This window comes from Methylobacterium sp. D48H (assembly GCF_053345715.1).
Window position 1 is genome coordinate 1,051,841 of the sequence record NZ_JBKFAP010000001.1, and the last position, 18,183, is coordinate 1,070,023.

Genomic DNA, 18,183 nt, shown 5'->3' on the forward strand with positions numbered 1-18,183 from the left:
TGTCCAGATATGCTAGCTGTGAGCATAAATCTTTTGCGGTGCGATGTTACGCTGCGCTGCCGAAGGCTCGAGCGCTCAGCAGAAGGTCGCCGGGTCAGGTCCGATCCGGCCGTCGGCCCGGTCAAGGCCGGCGATCCGTGCCATCTCGTCCGCGCCGAGCTCAAAATCGAACAGCGCGATATTTTCGGCGATGCGCCGCGGGGTGGCGGTCTTGGGGATCGCCACGCATCCTATCTGGATCTGCCAGCGGAGCACCACCTGGGCGGGCGTCTTCCCGTGCGCTTCCGCGATTGCGAGGATGACCGGGTCGTTCAGCTCCTTGCCCCGGCCCAGCGGGCTCCACGACTCGGTCACGATCCCGTGACGGGCGTCCTCCGCGCGCGGTTCTTTGCGCTGGAAATAGGGGTGCAGCTCGATCTGGTTGACGGCCGGGGCCACGCCGGTCTCGCCGATCAGCGTGGCGAGATGCTCGGGCGAGAAGTTCGACACGCCGATGGACTTCGCGCGGCCCTCCTTCCGGAGCTCGATCAGCGTCTTCCAGGTCTCGACGAACAGGCGACGCTGCGGGCACGGCCAGTGGATCAGGTACAGGTCGACATACGGGAGACCGAGTTGCCGCAGGCTCTCGTCGAAGGCGCGCCTCGCCTCGTCGCGGCCCTGGCGATCGTTCCAGAGCTTCGTGGTGAGGAAGATCTCCTCGCGGGGGATCCCCGCGTCCCGGATGCCGCGCCCGACGCCCACCTCGTTGCCGTACGCCGCGGCCGTGTCGATCAGACGATAGCCGGCGCGGAGGGCCTGTCCGACGAGATCCGGAGCCTGGGCGTCCGAGAGCTGCCAGCAGCCGTAGCCGATCTGCGGGATGTGTCGGCCGTCGTTGAGCGGCAGGGTCGGGATAGCCATGAGGCGAGACTCCGGTGTCGTGGTCCGATCAACCCAAACGCTCGCAGCGGGACGCGTTCCAAGGCGTCGCCCTTCTCGCGAGCGCAGCGAAGCAAGGAGGGAGCGATCGGGTCACGACCTGGGTCCAGCGCCCGTAGCGGCGGAGCCGCGCTGAACGGGCGCAGTCTGGACAGGATCTAATCCAGCCGGCCGCACGTTGGCGCACCAGATTCCAAGCTGCGCGCGGCGTTCCACGCGCGGTGCACGGGCTGGATGGCAGCATGACAGACGCGACCCCGACGAAGCCGCTCGCGCTGACGCGGCGAGCCGTGGTGGAGGGCTGTGCGGTGGCCGGCGCACTCGGCGCCCTCGGGTTCCGGCCCGGTCCCGCGATGTCCGCGGCGGCGCCGGGCGATCCGGCTCCGCAGACCATGCCGGTGCGGCTCACCATCAATGGCCAGCCGCACGATCTCGTCCTCGACACCCGCACGACGCTCCTCGACGCCCTGCGCGAGCACGTCGCGCTCACCGGCACCAAGAAGGGCTGCGATCACGGCCAGTGCGGGGCCTGCACGGTCCTGGTCGACGGCCGGCGGATCAATTCCTGCCTGACGCTCGCGGCGATGCACGAGGGCGACCCGATCACCACGATCGAGGGCTTGGCGGATGGGGACAAGCTCCACCCGATGCAGGCGGCGTTCCTGGAGCATGACGGCTTCCAGTGCGGCTACTGCACGCCGGGCCAGATCTGCTCGTCGGTCGGCATGCTGAACGAGGCCAAGGCCGGCTGGCCGAGCCACGTCACCGAGGACGTCGCGGCGACTCCGACGCTCAGCGACGCCGAGATCCGCGAGCGGATGAGCGGCAACATCTGCCGCTGCAGCGCCTACCCGAACATCGTCGCGGCGATTCGCGACGCCGCCGCCACCAAACTCTGAGGAGGCGGAGATGAAGGCCTTTGCCTACGAGCGCCCCGCCACCGTGCAGGACGCCGCGAAGCTCGCGGCCGAGCGGCCGAACGCCAAGTTCATCGCTGGCGGCACCAACCTTCTCGACCTGATGAAGCTCCAGATCGAGACCCCGGCGACGTTGATCGACGTCAACCGGCTGCCGCTCGACACGGTCGAGGCGACGCAGGATGGCGGCCTGCGCATCGGCGCGCTCGTCCGCAACGCCGACCTGGCCGCCGACCCGCGGGTCCGGAAGGACTACGCCGTGCTGGCGAAGGCGCTGCTCGCCGGCGCCTCGGGCCAGTTGCGCAACAAGGCGACGACGGCCGGCAACCTGCTCCAGCGGACGCGGTGCTACTATTTCTACGACACGGCCATGCCCTGCAATAAGCGTGAGCCCGGCTCGGGCTGCTCGGCGATCGGCGGGTTCAACCGCATCATGGCGGTGGTCGGCGCGAGCGAGGCCTGCATCGCCACCAACCCGTCCGACATGAACGTCGCCATGCGGGCCCTCGACGCGACGGTGGAGACCGTCAACCCGGACGGGCAGGCGCGCAGCATCCCGATCGCCGACTTCCACCGGCTGCCCGGCGACACGCCGCAGGTCGAGACCGAGTTGCGCAAGGGCGAGATCATCACGGCCGTGACGCTGCCGAAGCCGGTGGCCGGCACACACATCTACCGGAAGGTCCGCGACCGGGCGTCCTACGCGTTCGCGACCGTGTCGGTGGCCGCCGTGATCGCGGGCGCCGAGGGTGGCAAGCCCCAGGCCGCGCGGCTCGCCTTCGGGGGGCTGGCGCACAAGCCCTGGCGGGTGGCCGAGGCCGAGGCGGCGCTGGTGCAGACCGGCTCGGCCGACGCTGCCGCCGACGCGGTGCTCAAGGGCGCCCGCGGCTACGGCAGCAACGACTTCAAGATCCCGCTGACGCGCCGGACCCTTCGGGCCGTCGTGGCGCAGGCGACCCGCGCGTAGATCCCGGCAAGGACCGTTCCCATGGAGATGAACCAGCCGATCGGCCGGACGCCCCTCGACGACCGGCCTGACGGCCTCGTCGGCAAGCCCCTCGACCGGGTCGAGGGCAAGCTCAAGGTCACGGGCCACGCGCCCTACGCGTACGAGACTCGGGCCCTGAAGAACCCCGCCTACGGCTTCATCGTGCCTGCCACGATCGCTTCCGGCACGATCCGGTCGATCGACGCGGAGGCCGCCCGCAAGGCGCCCGGCGCGATCCTGGTGATGACCCACGAGAACGTGCCCGAGCAGGGCGAGAAGAAGGAGCAGGTCTGGCCGCAACTCCAGGGGACGGAGGTCCGGTTCTACGGGCAGCCGGTCGCCTTCGTGGTCGCCGAGACCTTCGAGCAGGCGCGCGCCGCCGCGATGCTGGTCAAGGTCCGGTACGACGCGGCCAAGCCCAAGGGGCTGCTCAAGGACAGCCTGGCGGCGGCCTACGAGCCGAAGCCGGTCAACTCGCCGCCGGATTCCAAGCTCGGCGACTTCGACGCCGCCTTCGCGGCCGCACCGGTCAAGCTCGACGTGGACTACGTCACGCCGAACCAGATCCACGTGCAGATGGAGCCGCACGCCACCATCGCGTCCTGGGAGGGCGACGGGGTCGTGCTCTACACGGCCAACCAGATGCCGAACCGGGGCCAGAAATCCCTCGGCTCGGTGCTCAAGCTCCCCCCCGAGAAGGTGCGGATCGTCAGCCCCTATATCGGCGGCGGCTTCGGCGCGAAGCTGCAGGTCCAGCCGGAGGCGACGCTCGCGATCCTGGCCTCGAAGGTGATCCAGCGTCCCGTGAAGGTCGCGCTCACCCGGCAGCAGGAGTTCCACGTCGCGACCCACCGGACTGACACGATCCAGCGGATCCGCCTCGGCGCCGACCGCGACGGCCGTCTCTCCGCGATCAGCCACGAATCCTGGTCCGACACCGCCGAGGGCGACGGGTTCTTCGAGACCTCGGCCAACGTCACCCGCTCCCTGTACGCCGCGCAGAACCGCGTGACGCGCCATCGGCTGGTCAACCTCAACATGCCGATCGCCTCGGCGATGCGCGCTCCCGGGGAGGCCGTAGGCCAGCTCGCCTTCGAGTGCGCCATGGACGAGCTTGCCGAGCAGCTGAAGATCGACCCGATCGAACTCCGGGTGCGCAACGAGCCGGCCGAGGATCCCGAGAAGAAGGTCCCGTTCTCGACCCGCAAGCTGGTGCCCTGCATGCGCGAGGGCGCGCGCCTGTTCGGCTGGGACAAGCGGCAGGCCGCGGGCTCCCGGCGCGAGGGCAACTGGCTCGTCGGCATGGGCATGTCGGCGGCCGCGCGCCTCAACCCGCTGATGCCGTCCGCCGCGAAGGTCCGCCTCGGGCCGGACGGCGTGCTGGTGGTGCGGATGGCGATGACCGATCCCGGCACCGGCACCTACACGATCCTCACCCAGATCGCCGGCGAGATGCTGGGGCTGCCGCCCGAGCGCGTGCGGGTCGAGATGGGCGACACCGACTTCCCGTTCGCGGCCGGCTCCGGGGGATCCTTCGGCGCCGGCTCGGCGGGCTCGGCGCTCTACGTCGCCTGCGACAACCTCCGGCAGGCCCTGCTCAAGGCCGGCGACCTCAACCCGGACGGCGCCACCTTCCGCGACGGCGCGGTCACGTCCGGCAACCGCACCGAGTCGCTCACCGATCTCGCCAAGTCCGGGCTGGAGGCCTCCGGCGAGATCAAGCCCGGCGAGATGAAGCAGAAGTTCTCGCAGTACTCGTACGGGGCGCACTTCGCAGAGGTCGGGGTCGACGTCGATACCGGTGAGATCCGGCTGCGGCGGATGCTCGGCGTGTTCACCGGCGGGCGCATCCTCAACGCCAAGACCGCGCGCAGCCAAGCGATCGGCGGCATGACCTTCGGCGTCGGCGCGGCGCTGATGGAGGATGCCGTGGTCGATCCGCGCTACAGCTTCTTCGTCAACCACGACATGGCCGAGTACCACGTGCCGGTCCACGCCGACCTCCCGGAGATCGACGCGGTGTTCCTGCCGGAGCTCGACGACAAGGCGAACCCGCTGAAGAGCAAGGGGCTCGGTGAGCTCGGCATCTGCGGCGCCGGCGCCTCGCTCGCCAACGCGATCTACAACGCTACCGGGATTCGGGTCCGCGACTACCCGATGACCCTCGACAAGATGCTCAAGGGCTTCGAGGAGCAGGAGGGCCAGGCGCAGCGGCGGACCTGAGGGCCAGACTGCCCGGGGGCCGTGCTCGCCGGCGGGGCGACGGCCCCAGTTGACGCAGGCGCGCCCAGGCGGGACACCCGGCGAAAAGCCGCCCGCGGGGAGCGCCCGGTGTCCGACAGCCAGCACGATGACCACCGTCCGCCGGCCCGCTTCAACGCGGCGCGGTACTGCCTCGCCGAGAACGCGCGCCTGCGTCCCGACAAGACCGCCCTGGTGATGGTCGGCGACGGCACCGCGGACCGCCTCAGCTTCGGCGAAGTCGAGCGGGCGGTGCGCGGCATCGCGGCGGGTCTCCTCGGCCTCGGCCTGAGGCCCGGTGACCGGGTGATGATCCGGATGGGCAACGAGGCCGACTACGTCCTCGTCTACTTCGGCGCCCTGGCGGCCGGCCTCGTGGCGCTGCCGTCCTCGCCGCAGCTCACCGAGAGCGAGGCGGCGTTCCTCATGGACAATTCCGGGGCCGCCGCCGTGGTGATCGGAAGCGGCTGCACGGTCGCGCCCGAGGCCCTGGGCGGGCGCCTCCTGCTCGACGCCGCCGCGGTCTCCGCCCTGAAAGCTGGCCCGCCCCTGCCCGACTACGCCGACACCGCCGCCGACGACCCGGCGATGCTGATCTACACCTCCGGCACGACGAGCCGGCCGAAGGGCGTGCTGCACGCCCACCGCGCCGCCTACGGCCGCCGCCCCATGCTCGACCACTGGCTCGGGCTCACCGAATCCGACGTGATGCTCCACGCCGGCACCATGAACTGGACCTACACGCTGGGCGTCGGCCTGAGCGATCCCTGGTCGGTGGGCGCGACCGCGGTGCTCTACAACGGCCCGCGCGATCCCGGAGTCTGGCCGCGCCTGATCGCGGCGTACGGCGCGACCCTGTTCGCCGCCGTCCCGACGCTCTACCGCCAGATCCTCAAGTACGGCGACCTCGGCGCCCACGACCTGTCGAGCCTCCGCCACGGCTGCACGGCCGGCGAGCCCCTCGCGGTGGAGCTGCTGGAGGCCTGGGGTCAGGCCACCGGAAAACCTCTCTACGAGGCGCTGGGGATGAGCGAGATCTCGACCTACATCTCCAGCGGCCCGACCATCCCGGTGCGCCCCGGCTCGCCCGGCAAGCCGCAGCCGGGCCGGCGGGTGGCGATCCTGCCCGTGGCGGGCGAGCCCGTGCCGCTCCCGGCCGGAGAGAGCGGGCTCCTCGCCGTCCACCGGACCGAGCCGGCGCTGATGCTCGGCTACTGGAACCGGCCGGAGGAAGAGGCGGAGGTCATGCGCGGCGACTGGTTCGTCGGCGGCGATCTCGCGCGCCTCGACGCCGACGGCTACCTCTGGTTCGAGGGCCGCAACAACGACCTGATGAAGGCGATGGGCTACCGGGTCTCGCCGAACGAGGTGGAGGCGGTGCTGTCGACCCACCCGTCCGTGGCGGAAGTGGGCGTCGCCGAGCTGCCGGTGCGGGCGGACGTCTCGGTCATCTGCGGCTTCGTGGTGCTGCAGGCGGGCGCCGAGCCCGACGCGGAGGCCCTGCTCGCGTGGTGCGCCGAGCGGCTCGCCGCCTACAAGCGCCCGCGGGAGATCCGCTTCCTCGACGCCCTGCCGCGTACGGCGAACGGCAAGGTCCAGAGGAAGCGGCTGGCCGAGGCGGTTACGGGATGACGCGCGGAGGCCTTCCTACAGCAGCGTCCCGCGGAGGATGAGCAGCGCCACCGAGAAGTAGATGACGAGGCCGGTGACGTCGACCAGCGTCGCCACGAAGGGCGCCGAGGCGGTGGCCGGATCGAAGCCGATCCGCTGGAGCAGGAACGGCAGCATCGAGCCGGCGAGCGATCCGAAGGTCACGATCCCGACCAGCGCCGCGCCGACCGTGGCGGCGACCAGCGGCCAGTGCGCGCCGTAATCGTAGAGGCCGAGCTTCTGCCACGCGACGATCCGGATCACCGCGATCACGCCGAGGATCGCGCCGAGGAAGATCCCGGTCGGCAATTCGCGCAGCGCCACCCGCCACCAGTCGCGCAGGCGGATCTGGTGGAGCGCCAACGCCCGGATCAGCAGCGAGGTCGCCTGCGAGCCGGAATTGCCGCCGGAGCTCATGATGAGCGGGATGAACAGGGTCAGGACGATCGCCTTCTCCAGTTCGCCCTCGAAGCCCTGCATGGCCGAGGCGGTGAGCATCTCCGACAGGAACAGCGCGCACAGCCAGCCGGCCCGCTTCCGGATCATCGTGAAGAAGCCGATATCCATGTAGGGCTCGGGCAGCGCCTCCATGCCGCCGAAGCGCTGCACGTCCTGCGTCTGCTTCTCGATCATCGCGTCGATCATGTCGTCGACGGTGACGATGCCGATCACGTGGCCGACCGCGTCGACGACCGGCAGCGCCAGGAGGTCGTACTTGGAGATCAGCCGGGCCGCCTCCTCGCGGCTGGCCGTGGGCGAGACCGCGAGCGGCCGGCGTCCCGGCGCGACGCTGAGCACGTTGTCGCCCGGGTCCCCCGAGATCAGGCGCCGCAGGGGCACCGCCTTGGTGAGCGCGCGGGTGCGCGGGTCGAGCACGAAGATCGCGTAGATCGTCTCCCGGGTCTTCTCGACGTGGCGGATGTGCTCCAGCGTCTGGCCCACCGTCCAGGTCCCCGGCACGGTGACGAACTCGGTGGTCATCAGCGAGCCCACGGTCTCCTCGCCGTAGGCCGACAGGCGATCGACAGCGCCGCGGGTCTCGGCGTCGAGGCGGGCACGCAGGTCGGAGCGGCCCGGCTCCTCGATCTCGCGGAACACGTCCGTGACCCGGTCGGCCGACATGCCCGACAGGTAGCCCGCGACCCGGTCCCGCGGCAGCATCTCGATGATGTCGGCGGCGCAGTCGAGTTCCGGCTGGTCCAGCACCTCGATCGCCCGCTCCAGCGGCAGGCCGAGCAGGATGGCGGCGGCGACCTCGGGTGCCTCGTCGTTCAGGGCCTCGACGATGTCGGGCGCCCGTTCGTCCGACAGGCGGGCGGCCAGCACGGAGGGATCGACGCGCGTATCGAAGGGGGCGATCTCGTTCATGGCCTCGCCTCGTGGGTTACGAGGCGACGCGGCGCCGGTCATCCTGGGTCTGGGCCGTGGCCGGCCGCCGCGTCGGTCGCCCCGCGGCCGGGCCTCTCAGCGGCTCAGGCGGAACGACGGCACGGGGCCGGGCACGGCAGGCACGATCGGTCGGGCACGTCGCTTCGCGGGTCGCTGCTGGAATGGGAGCGCGACACCGTCGAGGACACCGTCGCGCGGGTGCGTCGTGCGCCCGGGCGCGGGGCCCGTCAAGCCGAAACCGCGCCCATCCGCAGCCGATGCCGAACAGGGCTCCGGCGGGTGGCCGCGCGGCCACGGAACGACCCCGCGCCGCCCAGGGCCAGGCTCCCTATGAGAAATATAAGTGTTGTGCTCGCTTGTATTGCGTCCAAGATATTGCCTATATGGATCGCAGCAACAGCGAGGAGAAACGCCATGGCTTGGTCTGCCCCGATCGTGTCCGAGATCTGCGTCGGCATGGAAGTCACCAGCTACGAGTCCGCCGAGATCGACACGTTCAACTAAGTCGCGCGCGGTCCGGAGCGCGGTTCGCTCCGGCCTTCGTGGCCTCTCTATCCATCGCATCAACTTACCTGGAGGAAATCATGGCTTGGTCCGCCCCCGTCGTCTCCGAGATCTGCGTCGGCATGGAAGTCACCAGCTACGAGTCCGCTGAGATCGACACCTTCCACTAAGACGTCGTTCTGACGTTTCCGGGCGCTGCTTCATCCGAAGCGGCGCCTTTTTCTTTGCGCGCTCGACACGAGCCGCGCCTCGGCTTGACGGGCCGCACCAAACCTGTGCCGCTGCGGCGCCCCGGACCAGCCGGGCCTGCGGAGCGAGCGAGGACCAGTTTGGCGGACAGCGCGCACACGGCCGATCGGTCGATCCCCCCCTGCCCGATCACCGGTGCCCCCGCTCTGCGCTGCGTCGAGCGCCTGGATGCCGGCTTCCTGACGCTCCTCTGGCACTATTCCGGCCGCGTCGATGTCGGGCCGCTGCTCCGCCCCGCCGGCACGTTCCGGCTCTGGGAATCTCCTACGGGACTGATCTTCTTCGATCCGCCGGTGGCCGGCGACGCGGCCTTCTACCGGGCGTTCTACGGCCGGATCGCCGCGCACGATAAGCTCGCTGGCCCGGAGACGGAGCGCCTGGAATTCCGCCAGGCCGCCGCGCACGTCCCGTCCGGAGCCCGGGTGCTCGATGTCGGCTGCGGACACGGCGGGTTCCGCGCCTACGTGCCGGACGCCACCTATACCGGCCTCGATCCGAACTTCTCCGCCGAGGACCCGACCGGCGCGATCCTCGACGAGACCGTGGAGGCGCACGCGGCGCGCGTCGGGCCGGTCTACGACGTCGCCTGCGCGTTCCAGGTGATCGAGCACGTGGCGGACCCGCTGGGTTTCGCCCGGGCGCTCGCGGCCTGCGTCAAGCCGGGTGGCGTGGTCCTGATCGGCACGCCGCTATGGCCCTCGCCCAACACCACGGTCCCGAATTTCGTCATCAACGCGCCGCCCCACCACCTGACGTGGTGGACGCCCAGAGCCCTGGAGGCGCTGGCCGGGACGCTCGGCTGCACGCCCGAGGCCGTCCACGCCATCGGCATGGACCGGCACGATTCGCTGATCCACTGGATGGCCAAGGTCAGCCCCGTCCGCTGCCGCGACCGCTTCTTCCGGCGGACATGGTCCTGGGCGGCGGCGCTCGCCTTCGCGTACGGCGTCGGCGCCGTCCTCGACCGCGTCCTGCCGGTGCCGAAGCGGACCCGCCCGAACGCGCTGCTGCTCGCGGCGCGCAAGGCGGCCTGACCCGTCACGCCACGAACAGCCCCGCGATCGCCGCGCTCGTGAGGTTCGACAGCGTCCCCGCGAGGATGGCCCGCAGGCCGTACCGGGCGACCTCCGAGCGCCGCTCCGGGACGAGGCTGGAGAAGCTCGCGAGCTGGATCGCGATCGACGCGAGATTCGCGAAGCCGCACAGGGCGAAGCAGACGATGGCCTGCGCCCGCGGCTCGAGGGTTCCGGCTTTCAGGACCGGCGACAGGTTGGCGTAGGCCAGGAACTCGTTGAAGGCGAGCTTCTGGCCGATCGCCCCGCCGACCAGGGTCGCCTGGTCCCAGGGCACGCCGAGCAGCCACGCCAGCGGGGCGAGCGCCCAGCCGAGCACGCCCTCGAACGAGGCGGACGGGTAGCCGATCCAGCCGCCGAGGGTGGCGAACAGGCCGTCCGCCAGCGCGATCAGCCCGACGAAGGCGATCAGCATGGCCCCCACCGAGACCGCCACCGCGAGCCCCTTCTGAGTGCCGTCGGCCGCCGCCTCGATGATGTTGGCCGCCCGTGTCTCGCCGAACTCTACCCGGGTGGTGGCGATCCGGGTCGGCTCCGTCGAGGGCATCAGGATCTTGGCGTAGACGAGGCCCCCCGGGATCGCCATCACGGAGGCCGCGAGCAGGTAGGTCATGGGCACGCCGAGCGCCGCGTAGCCGGCCAGGATCGAGCCCGCCGTCGACGCGGCGCCGCTCGACATGACGGCGAACAGCTCGGCGCCGGTCAGCAGGGCGAGGAACGGGCGCAGGGCGACGGCGATCTCGCTCTGGCCGATGGCGATCGTGATCACCGCCGAGAACGACTCGATCGGCGAGGTGCCGAGGATCCGCCGGAGCACGGCGCCGAGCCCGCGGGCGAGCACCTGCATCACGCCGAGGTGGTAGAGCACGCCGATCAGCGCGGAGACGTAGAGGATCTGCGGCAGGACCCGCAGCGCCAGGATGAAGCCTGAGCCGCCGAACAGCTCGAACATCTTCGGCTCGACGAGGCCGCCGAACAGGAAGGCCGTGCCGCGGTCGCCGTAGGACAGCACGGTCACGACCGCGTCCGCGGCGGCGCGCAGCGCGGCCTGCCCGGCGGGCAGGAACAGGACCAGCGCGCCGAGGCCGACCTGCAAAGCCAGTCCCGTGAGGACCACGCGGGGACTGATCGCCCGCCGGTTGGTCGAGAACAGGAACGCGACCGCGAGCAGCACGAGCAGGCTGAGGCCGGCATGGGTCAGGCGGTCGAGCATCGCGTCCTTCGGGTCCGAGCTTGGCCGGAGCGCATGGAAGGATCGGGCCAGTGGCCGTCAAGTAGGGCTCTCGGGCGCGAGATAGGGCGCGAAGAGGTCGCGGACCTGCGCGAAGCCCCAGTCCCGATCCGCTTCCGTCAGGGCGGTGCCGCCCTGGAGACGGTGGCTCATCCAGTGGCTCGACACGATCCAGGCGTTGTCGATGAGTCGCCCGAGCGCGTCCGGGGAAACGCGCAGCCGCCCCGCCCGCACGGCCGCCTCGAACACGGCGCGGGCCAGCGCCTGGGTCTCGGCCCGCAGCGCGTGCACCCGGGCGCGCAGGGCCGGCGCGATCTCCACCATGGCGATACCGTCGCGGTAGACGCAGCGGTAGCGCCACATCAGGTCGAACCACGCCCTCTGGTAGACGAGCAGCGCCTCCGGCGCCGCGGGGTCGGCGGGCATCCGGCCCGCCACCGCCACGGCCTCGGTCTCGAAGGCCGCGAACAGGGCTTCGACGAGGCCGCGCTTGCGCGGGAAATGGTACTGCAGATTGCCCTCGCGGATCCCCGCCGCGGCCGCGATCTCCGCCGTCGTGACGTGGCCGAGGCCGCGGGCATTGAACAGCGCGAGGCTGACGGCGAGGATCCGGGTGCGCGTGTCGGGCGACGCGGCCGCGGGACCGGGCTCCGGGCCGACCTCCCGCTCGCGCTCGACCCTCCGACCCTCGCCCCGCGACATGATCCCGTCCCCGTCTAGGGTGTTCACCCTAGACAATCCGGCCGGCGGGGCCTATCCCCCGTGGACGATCCGATCCAGATCGGCGGCACGGGGGGCGCGGTTTGGCACAGCGGTTCCAACTCGCGGGCGCGGTGGCCCTGATCACCGGGGCGGCGAGCGGCATCGGCGCGGCGCTGGCCGAGGGCCTCGCCGCGAAGGGCTGCACCCTTCTCCTGGTGGACCGAGACGAGACCGGCCTCGCGGCCGTCGCCGCGAAGATCCGCGGCGTCACGGTGGAGACGCGCGTCCTCGACCTCACGGATGCCGCGGGAATCCGCGCGCTGCCCGCCTGGGTCGCGGAGCGGTCCGGGCATCTCGACCTCCTCATCAACAATGCCGGCGTCGCCCTCGGCGGCCGGTTCGACGAGACGCATCTCGACGATTTCGAGTGGCTGCTCGACATCAACCTGCGCGCCGTCGTGCGGATGTGCCACGCCTTCCTGCCGATGCTGCGGGCCCGACCGGCGGCGCAGATCGTCAACCTGTCGAGCCTGTTCGGCCTGATCGCACCGCCCGGCCAGGTCGCCTACTGCACCAGCAAGTTCGGCGTGCGCGGCTTCTCGGAGGCCCTGCGGCACGAGTACGCCGGCACCGGCCTCGGGGTGACGGTGGTTCACCCGGGCGGCGTCGCCACCGCCATCTCCCGCAACGCCCGCGGCCGGCGGCCGCCGACCGACCCGGAGGCGGCGAAGCGCGCGGCCGTTGAGGACGAGAAGGCGCGGGAGGCGTTCGGCAAGCTCCTGACCCTGGCGCCCGCCGACGCGGCCGCCGCCATCATCCGCGGCATCGAGACCCGGGCGCCCCGGATCGTCATCGGCAAGGACGCGAAGAACGCCGCGCTGATCCAGCGGCTGATGCCGGTGGGCTACTGGAAGACAATCGTGCGCCTGTCCGGCGGGACGCTCTGAGATGGCGAGCCTGCGCGCGTATCTCGGGGCCTACATGGTCCGCAGCCGGGTCCGCGGCCCCCTGTCCCGGGCGCGGGACGCGGCCGCGTTCCGCCGGATCTTCGAGGCACCGACCTTCCCCGACCCCAAGGGCGTCACCTACGAGCCGGGCATCGTCGGTGGCGTGAAGGGCGAGTGGGTCCGGCCGAAAGCGGGCCCCGGCCGGCGGATGCTCTACATTCACGGCGGCGGCTTCATCGCCTGCTCGCCGCGGACGCACCGTCCGGTCACCGGCGCGCTGGCGAACCGGGGCTTCACGATCTTCGCGCCCGAGTACCGCCTCGCCCCCGAGCACCCGTTCCCCGCGGCGGTCGACGACGTCACGGCGGTCTGGGCGGCGTTCAGCGCCGAGGGGGCCGCCTGCGTGGCGGGCGAGTCGGCCGGCGGCAATCTCGCCCTCGTGCTGATGGGCGAGGCCCGCGCCCGCGGCCTGCCGATGCCCTGGGCGGCGGCCCTGTTCTCGCCGGCCACGGACTTCATGTCCGAGGACGGATCGCGGGTGACCAATGCGTGGCGCGACGCCATGTTCGACCCGCAGGCGCTCGCGGCGATCCGGCCGATGTATCTGGGCGCCGCCGATCCGGCCGATCCGCGGGTCTCGCCGCTCTACGGCGACCCGACCGGCTTCCCGCCGCTGCTGTTCCATGTCGGCGCCCGCGAGGTCCTGCGCGACGATTCCGTGCGCATGGCGGAGCGGGCCCGCAGGGCCGGCGTCGAGACGGAGCTCAAGCTGTTCCCGGTCGTGTCCCACGCCTGGCAGTTCGCCGCCAGCATGCTGCCGGAGGCGCGGACCTCCCTCGACGAGGCCGCGGCCTTCCTGACGGCGCACGCGCCGCACGCCCCGTCCGGGAGCACCCAGCGATGACCGAGCCCGCGGACGAGACCCTGGCCGTCCTGATCGTCGGCGCCGGATTCTCGGGGCTCGCGATGGCGATCCGCTGCCGGCAGGCGGGCATCGGCCCGCTGCGGGTGATCGAGAAGGCCGACGGCATCGGCGGCACGTGGCACGACAACACCTACCCGGGGGCGGCCTGCGACGTCCCCTCGCACCTCTACTCGCTGTCCTTCGCGCCGAAGGCCGACTGGAGCCGGATGTACGCGCCGCAGCCGGAGATCCTGGCCTATCTCCGGGACACCGCCGAGCGGAACGGCCTGACACCCCTGATCCAGCTCGGGACGACCTTCACCGGCGCCACCTGGGACGCGGCGCGCGCCCTGTGGCACGTGGAGACCGACCGGGGACCGATCACGGCGCGCGCGATCGTCGCGGGCATGGGCGGGCTCCACCATCCGGCCTACCCGGACATCCCCGGCCGCGACGCGTTCGCCGGCCCCGCCTTCCACACGGCGGCCTGGGACCACTCCGTGGCGCTGGCCGGCAAGCGAGTCGGGGTGATCGGCACCGGCGCCAGCGCGATCCAGGTGGTGCCGGAACTCGCCGCCGTCGCGTCGCACCTGACGCTGTTCCAGCGCACCCCGCCCTGGATCATGCCCAAGAACGACCACGCCATCGCGGAGCGGGCCCGGGAGCGCTACCGGCGCCTGCCGCTCAGCCGGCGGCTCGAGCGGGCGCGGCTGTTCTGGCTGCACGAGGTGCGGGCGCTGCTCGGCTTCACCAAGGTCTCGAAGCTCACCGGCCAGGCCGAGTCCCTGGCGCGGCACCATCTCGCTAAGGCGGTCCCCGACAAGGCCCTGCGGGCGAAGCTGACGCCGAATTACCGCCTCGGCTGCAAGCGGGTGCTGATCTCCGACGAGTACTACCCCGCGCTCCAGCGTCCGAACGTCACCCTGGAGACGGACGGCATCGCCCGGATCACCGAGACCGGCGTGACCACCGAGGCCGGGCGGCATCACGACCTCGACGTGATCGTCTACGCCACGGGCTTCGACGTGGCCGCGACCTTCGCGCGGATGCACCTCGTCGGCCGCGACGGCCGGAGCCTGACCGAGGCCTGGGCCGGCGGCGTGGGCGCCTACCAGGGCATCACGGTCGCGGGATTCCCCAATTTCTTCATGCTGCTCGGGCCCAATACCGGGCTGGGCCACAACTCGGTCATCTCGATGATCGAGATCCAAGTGCAGCACGTCCTCGACTGCCTGAAGGCGCTGCGCCGCGGGAGGCAGACCATCGAGGTCCGGCCGGAGGCCCAGGCCCGGTTCGTGGACCGGATCCACAGCCGCATGGCCGACAGCATCTGGCAGGCCGGCGGTTGCCGCAGCTGGTACCTCGACGCGACCGGGCGCAACAACACCCTCTGGCCCGACTCGGTGATGGCCTATCGCCGGAGCGCCCGCCGGGCCCGGCTGGGGGATTACAGGCTCGGTTGATCGGGGCCTGCGGCGCCGTCACGGATCCGCCCGCGCCGACGGGGGCGGACGCGATCCGGCACGCGCTGTCAGAACGCGAAGCCGGCCTCCGCCGCGAAGGCCTCGAGACCGGGCAGCGACGCGTCGAACAGCGGCCGAGCGCCGAACGCGTCGCCGGCGCGCACGAAGAGCGTGACCTTGGCGTTGCGGTGCGGACCGAACACGCAGACCAGGCGACCGTCGTCCTTGAGCTGGTTCAGCAGCGCCTGCGGCCGGACCTCGACCCGGCCGTTGATCAGGATGACGTCGAAGGGGCCCTGCTTGGGCGCGCCGTCGGCGATCGGGCCTTCGATCACCTGGGCGGAGGCGCCGAGCCGGGTGCGCGCCGCCGCGGCGAGATCGGGCACCGATTCCAGCGCCGTCACCTGCGCGCCGAGTTCCGCCATGACGGCGGCGGCGTAGCCGTAGCCGGTGGCGACGTCGAGGGCGGCGACGCCCGGCCGGACCCGCAGGGCCTGGATCATCCGGGCCACGACCATCGGGGCCGGCATGCAGCGAGTTTCGCCGCCGGCCTCGCCGAGGTTCAGGGTCTGGTCGATATACGCGAAGGGCTCGCGGCCCTTGGGCACGAAGGCCTCGCGCGGCACGGTGTCGAACGCGTCGAGCACCGTGTTGTCGTTCACGTCGAAGGTCCGCAACTGGCAGTCGACCATCATCCGCCGCGCCTGCGCGTAATCGATCATCGATACGTGTCCTCGAACCGGATCGGAACGCCGCGTCGGCCGGGCACCGGCGGACGGCCGGCAGCCCCGGCCAAGCCTAAGCTTCCCGGACGGGGGGCGTTTTCGGAGATCATTGCCCAAAACGCAAGGTGAGCCGACGCGACAGCCGAAGATGGCCCCGGAGGACGCGGCGGCGCACCGAATCCCGGCCGACGTTACGGCGGCCGCGGAGTGTCGCCTCCCTGCCGCCCGGGCCGGTCGCACTCCCCGGCGGACCGTTGAATAAAGAGTGCAGAGCGAGCGGGCGGTCCGCGAGGCCGCCGCCACCGGGAGACATCATGACGCCGATCAGCCAGCCGATCCTGACCCGCGGCCTCGCCGCCGCCCTCGCCGGACTCAGTCTCGGCCTGATGGGATCCGGCCCGGTTGCCGCGCAGGAGACGCCCGCGACCGCCGCCCCGCCGCCCAGCGTCCAGGTCGATCGCGGCTCGGCGCTCTACGGCCGGCCCGAGGGCGGCGCCGCGGCCAAGCTCGCGCCGGTGGCCGGACCGCCTCTGGCGACCGCGGCCGCCAAGCTGCCGCTCGACAAGCTGAAGGTCCCGGAGGGTTTCAAGATCGAGGTCTACGCCAGCGGCCTCGCCAACGCCCGCGAGATGACCCAGGCGCCGGACGGCACGCTGTACGTGGGCACCCGGACGGTGGGGAAGATCTACGCGGTGCTGCCGAACCCAGACGGTGACGGGAAGCGCGCGGTGAAGACCATCGCGACGGGCCTGCACCGGCCGAACGGCGTCGCGTACCACGACGGTGCCCTCTACGTGGCCGAACTCTCGAAGATCTGGCGCTACGATGACATCGCCAACCACCTCGACGGTGCGGCGAAGCCGACCCTGGTCTACGACGACCTGCCGAAGGACGAGGCCCACGGCTGGAAGTTCATCGCCATCGGCCCGGACAACAAGCTCTACGTCCCGGTCGGCGCGCCGGGCAACATCGTGATGCCGCCGGACACGCACGCGCAGATCCGGCGCATGGACCTCGACGGCAAGAACGCCGAAGTGGTCGCCCGCGGCGTGCGCAACACCGTCGGGTTCGACTGGAACCCGAAGACCAAGCAGCTCTGGTTCACCGATAACGGCCGCGACTGGGTCTCCGAGGACATCCCGAACGACGAGCTGAACGTGCTCACGGAGCCGGGCAAGCAGCATTTCGGCTATCCGTACTGCCACCAGGGCACGTTCACGGATCCGGAATACGGCTGGGGCCATGCCTGCTCGGAATTCACCGCGCCGGCGGCGCTCCTCGGGCCGCACACGGCCTCCCTCGGCCTGCGGTTCTACACCGGCACGCAGTTCCCGGAGGCTTACCGCGACGCGATGTTCGTCGCCCGGCACGGCTCGTGGAACCGCACGACCAAGCTCGGCGGCGACGTGGTCGTGGCCAAGCCCGGACCGGACGGCAAGACCGCCGCGGTCGAGCCGTTCCTGACCGGCTTCCTCCAGGACAACAAGTATGTCGGCCGGCCCGTCGACGTGCTGGTCGCCAAGGACGGATCGCTGCTCGTCTCCGACGACTACAACGGCGCGATCTACCGCGTCAGCTACGGCCGGTGATGCGCCGCCCCATTCGGGCAGCCCGCGGGCTGGTCCCCGCCCTCGGCGGGCTGCTGCTGTCGGGCGCGGCGCTCGCTGCCCCGGACGCGGCGATGCAGGAGCGCCTCGCCCCCTGCATCGGCTGCCACGGGGCCGGCACGTCGGCGACGGAGGGCGTGCCCTCGCTCGGCGGGCAGCTCCCGGACTACGTGGTCACGCAGCTCTTCCAGTTCCGGGAGAAGCAGCGGGAGGCGCCGCCGATGAACGAGGTCGCGGCCGGCTTTTCCGACGACGACCTGCGCGCCTTCGCTGACGCGGTGGCGACGCTGTCGCCGCCCGACCGCTCCGGGCCGCCGGCCGACGCGGCTCTGACGGAGCGCGCGCAGGCGCTGGTGGCGAAGCACCAGTGCAATTCCTGCCACGGGCCGGATCTCGCGGGCCGGGACGCGATCCCGCGGATCCGCGCGCAGCGGGAGGAGTATCTCGCCAAGGCGCTCGCCGGCTACAAGTCGAACGCCCGGCCCGGCTACGACCCCGCCATGAACGAGGTCGCGCAGGGCCTGAGCGACGCGGACATCAAGGATCTCGCGGCCTACGTGTCGCGGCTCTGAGATGACATCCGTTGGACCGCGTCCACCCGTCATCACGAGCGCAGCGAAGTGACCCAGGGCGGCGCGCGGCTTGTCAGCGTGGCGCTGCCTGGCTCGCTTCGCT

17 protein-coding genes are annotated in these 18,183 nt (G+C 71.5%); 12 read left to right on the forward strand and 5 right to left on the reverse strand.

Going from position 1 to position 18,183, the window contains the following annotated elements; genetic code table 11:
* Nucleotides 1–75: 75 nt before the first annotated feature.
* Nucleotides 76–900, reverse strand: a complete 825-nt coding sequence (locus tag ACLBX8_RS05105; RefSeq protein WP_447698433.1) for an aldo/keto reductase — start codon at nucleotides 898–900, stop codon at nucleotides 76–78.
* 260 nt (nucleotides 901–1,160) lie between these two features.
* Here ACLBX8_RS05105 and paoA point away from each other — a divergent pair, with 260 nt between their 5' ends.
* The 4 genes from paoA (at nucleotide 1,161) to ACLBX8_RS05125 (ending at nucleotide 6,696) form a co-directional block, all read left to right on the forward strand.
* The gene (gene paoA / locus ACLBX8_RS05110) at nucleotides 1,161–1,817 is read left to right on the forward strand and encodes an aldehyde dehydrogenase iron-sulfur subunit PaoA (RefSeq protein WP_447698432.1); all 657 of its coding nucleotides are present in this window, start codon (nucleotides 1,161–1,163) and stop codon (nucleotides 1,815–1,817) included.
* 10 nt (nucleotides 1,818–1,827) lie between these two features.
* Nucleotides 1,828–2,802 (forward strand): FAD binding domain-containing protein, encoded by a 975-nt coding sequence (locus ACLBX8_RS05115; protein ID WP_132366029.1) that lies wholly within the window; start codon nucleotides 1,828–1,830, stop codon nucleotides 2,800–2,802.
* 21 nt (nucleotides 2,803–2,823) lie between these two features.
* Nucleotides 2,824–5,046, forward strand: a complete 2,223-nt coding sequence (locus tag ACLBX8_RS05120; RefSeq protein ID WP_447698431.1) for a molybdopterin cofactor-binding domain-containing protein — start codon at nucleotides 2,824–2,826, stop codon at nucleotides 5,044–5,046.
* Nucleotides 5,047–5,154: 108 nt separating this feature from the next.
* A complete protein-coding gene (locus ACLBX8_RS05125; RefSeq protein WP_447714688.1) occupies nucleotides 5,155–6,696 on the forward strand; it encodes an acyl-CoA synthetase in 1,542 nt (513 codons plus the stop codon).
* A gap of 15 nt (nucleotides 6,697–6,711) precedes the next feature.
* Here ACLBX8_RS05125 and mgtE read toward each other — a convergent pair whose 3' ends face one another.
* Entirely contained in the window at nucleotides 6,712–8,124 is a 1,413-nt protein-coding gene (gene mgtE, locus ACLBX8_RS05130) for a magnesium transporter (RefSeq protein WP_376738881.1), read from the reverse strand.
* Nucleotides 8,125–8,517: 393 nt separating this feature from the next.
* Here mgtE and pqqA (ACLBX8_RS05135) point away from each other — a divergent pair, with 393 nt between their 5' ends.
* The 3 genes from pqqA (ACLBX8_RS05135) to ACLBX8_RS05145 all read left to right on the forward strand — a co-directional run bounded on the left by pqqA (ACLBX8_RS05135) (nucleotide 8,518) and on the right by ACLBX8_RS05145 (nucleotide 9,890).
* Entirely contained in the window at nucleotides 8,518–8,607 is a 90-nt protein-coding gene (gene pqqA / locus ACLBX8_RS05135; protein WP_007559223.1) for a pyrroloquinoline quinone precursor peptide PqqA, read from the forward strand.
* Nucleotides 8,608–8,687: 80 nt separating this feature from the next.
* A complete protein-coding gene (gene pqqA / locus ACLBX8_RS05140; RefSeq protein ID WP_020090597.1) occupies nucleotides 8,688–8,777 on the forward strand; it encodes a pyrroloquinoline quinone precursor peptide PqqA in 90 nt (29 codons plus the stop codon).
* A gap of 159 nt (nucleotides 8,778–8,936) precedes the next feature.
* A complete protein-coding gene (locus ACLBX8_RS05145) occupies nucleotides 8,937–9,890 on the forward strand; it encodes a class I SAM-dependent methyltransferase (RefSeq protein ID WP_020090598.1) in 954 nt (317 codons plus the stop codon).
* Nucleotides 9,891–9,894: 4 nt separating this feature from the next.
* On the opposite strand, the gene ACLBX8_RS05150 is transcribed toward ACLBX8_RS05145, so the two are convergent.
* Both ACLBX8_RS05150 and ACLBX8_RS05155 read right to left on the reverse strand, forming a co-directional pair.
* A complete protein-coding gene (locus tag ACLBX8_RS05150) occupies nucleotides 9,895–11,142 on the reverse strand; it encodes a NupC/NupG family nucleoside CNT transporter (protein WP_447714689.1) in 1,248 nt (415 codons plus the stop codon).
* A gap of 57 nt (nucleotides 11,143–11,199) precedes the next feature.
* Nucleotides 11,200–11,889, reverse strand: a complete 690-nt coding sequence (locus ACLBX8_RS05155) for a TetR/AcrR family transcriptional regulator (protein ID WP_447714690.1) — start codon at nucleotides 11,887–11,889, stop codon at nucleotides 11,200–11,202.
* A gap of 74 nt (nucleotides 11,890–11,963) precedes the next feature.
* On the opposite strand from ACLBX8_RS05155, the gene ACLBX8_RS05160 reads away from it, so the two are divergent.
* From ACLBX8_RS05160 to ACLBX8_RS05170, 3 genes are read left to right on the forward strand one after another with little or no spacing between them, the layout of a single operon-like run.
* Complete coding sequence (locus tag ACLBX8_RS05160) at nucleotides 11,964–12,809, forward strand: SDR family NAD(P)-dependent oxidoreductase (RefSeq protein ID WP_447714691.1); 846 nt, start codon at nucleotides 11,964–11,966, stop codon at nucleotides 12,807–12,809.
* A 1-nt stretch (nucleotide 12,810) separates the two neighbouring features.
* The gene (locus ACLBX8_RS05165; RefSeq protein ID WP_091679093.1) at nucleotides 12,811–13,713 is read left to right on the forward strand and encodes an alpha/beta hydrolase; all 903 of its coding nucleotides are present in this window, start codon (nucleotides 12,811–12,813) and stop codon (nucleotides 13,711–13,713) included.
* Nucleotides 13,710–15,176 carry a flavin-containing monooxygenase gene (locus ACLBX8_RS05170; RefSeq protein WP_447714692.1) on the forward strand — a complete coding sequence of 489 codons (1,467 nt, stop codon included), beginning with the start codon at nucleotides 13,710–13,712 and terminating at the stop codon, nucleotides 15,174–15,176. The genes ACLBX8_RS05165 and ACLBX8_RS05170 overlap by 4 nt, the downstream gene beginning before the upstream one ends.
* A gap of 68 nt (nucleotides 15,177–15,244) precedes the next feature.
* Here the strand turns inward: ACLBX8_RS05170 and ACLBX8_RS05175 are convergent, their stop codons facing one another.
* Nucleotides 15,245–15,898, reverse strand: a complete 654-nt coding sequence (locus tag ACLBX8_RS05175; protein ID WP_056531789.1) for a protein-L-isoaspartate O-methyltransferase family protein — start codon at nucleotides 15,896–15,898, stop codon at nucleotides 15,245–15,247.
* 317 nt (nucleotides 15,899–16,215) lie between these two features.
* On the opposite strand from ACLBX8_RS05175, the gene ACLBX8_RS05180 reads away from it, so the two are divergent.
* The gene (locus ACLBX8_RS05180; protein ID WP_447714693.1) at nucleotides 16,216–17,490 is read left to right on the forward strand and encodes a PQQ-dependent sugar dehydrogenase; all 1,275 of its coding nucleotides are present in this window, start codon (nucleotides 16,216–16,218) and stop codon (nucleotides 17,488–17,490) included.
* Nucleotides 17,490–18,080: a c-type cytochrome gene (locus ACLBX8_RS05185; RefSeq protein ID WP_447714694.1), complete on the forward strand. Its 591-nt coding sequence runs from the start codon at nucleotides 17,490–17,492 to the stop codon at nucleotides 18,078–18,080. Before ACLBX8_RS05180 ends, ACLBX8_RS05185 begins: the two co-directional genes overlap by 1 nt.
* The last annotated feature ends 103 nt before the right edge of the window (nucleotides 18,081–18,183 follow it).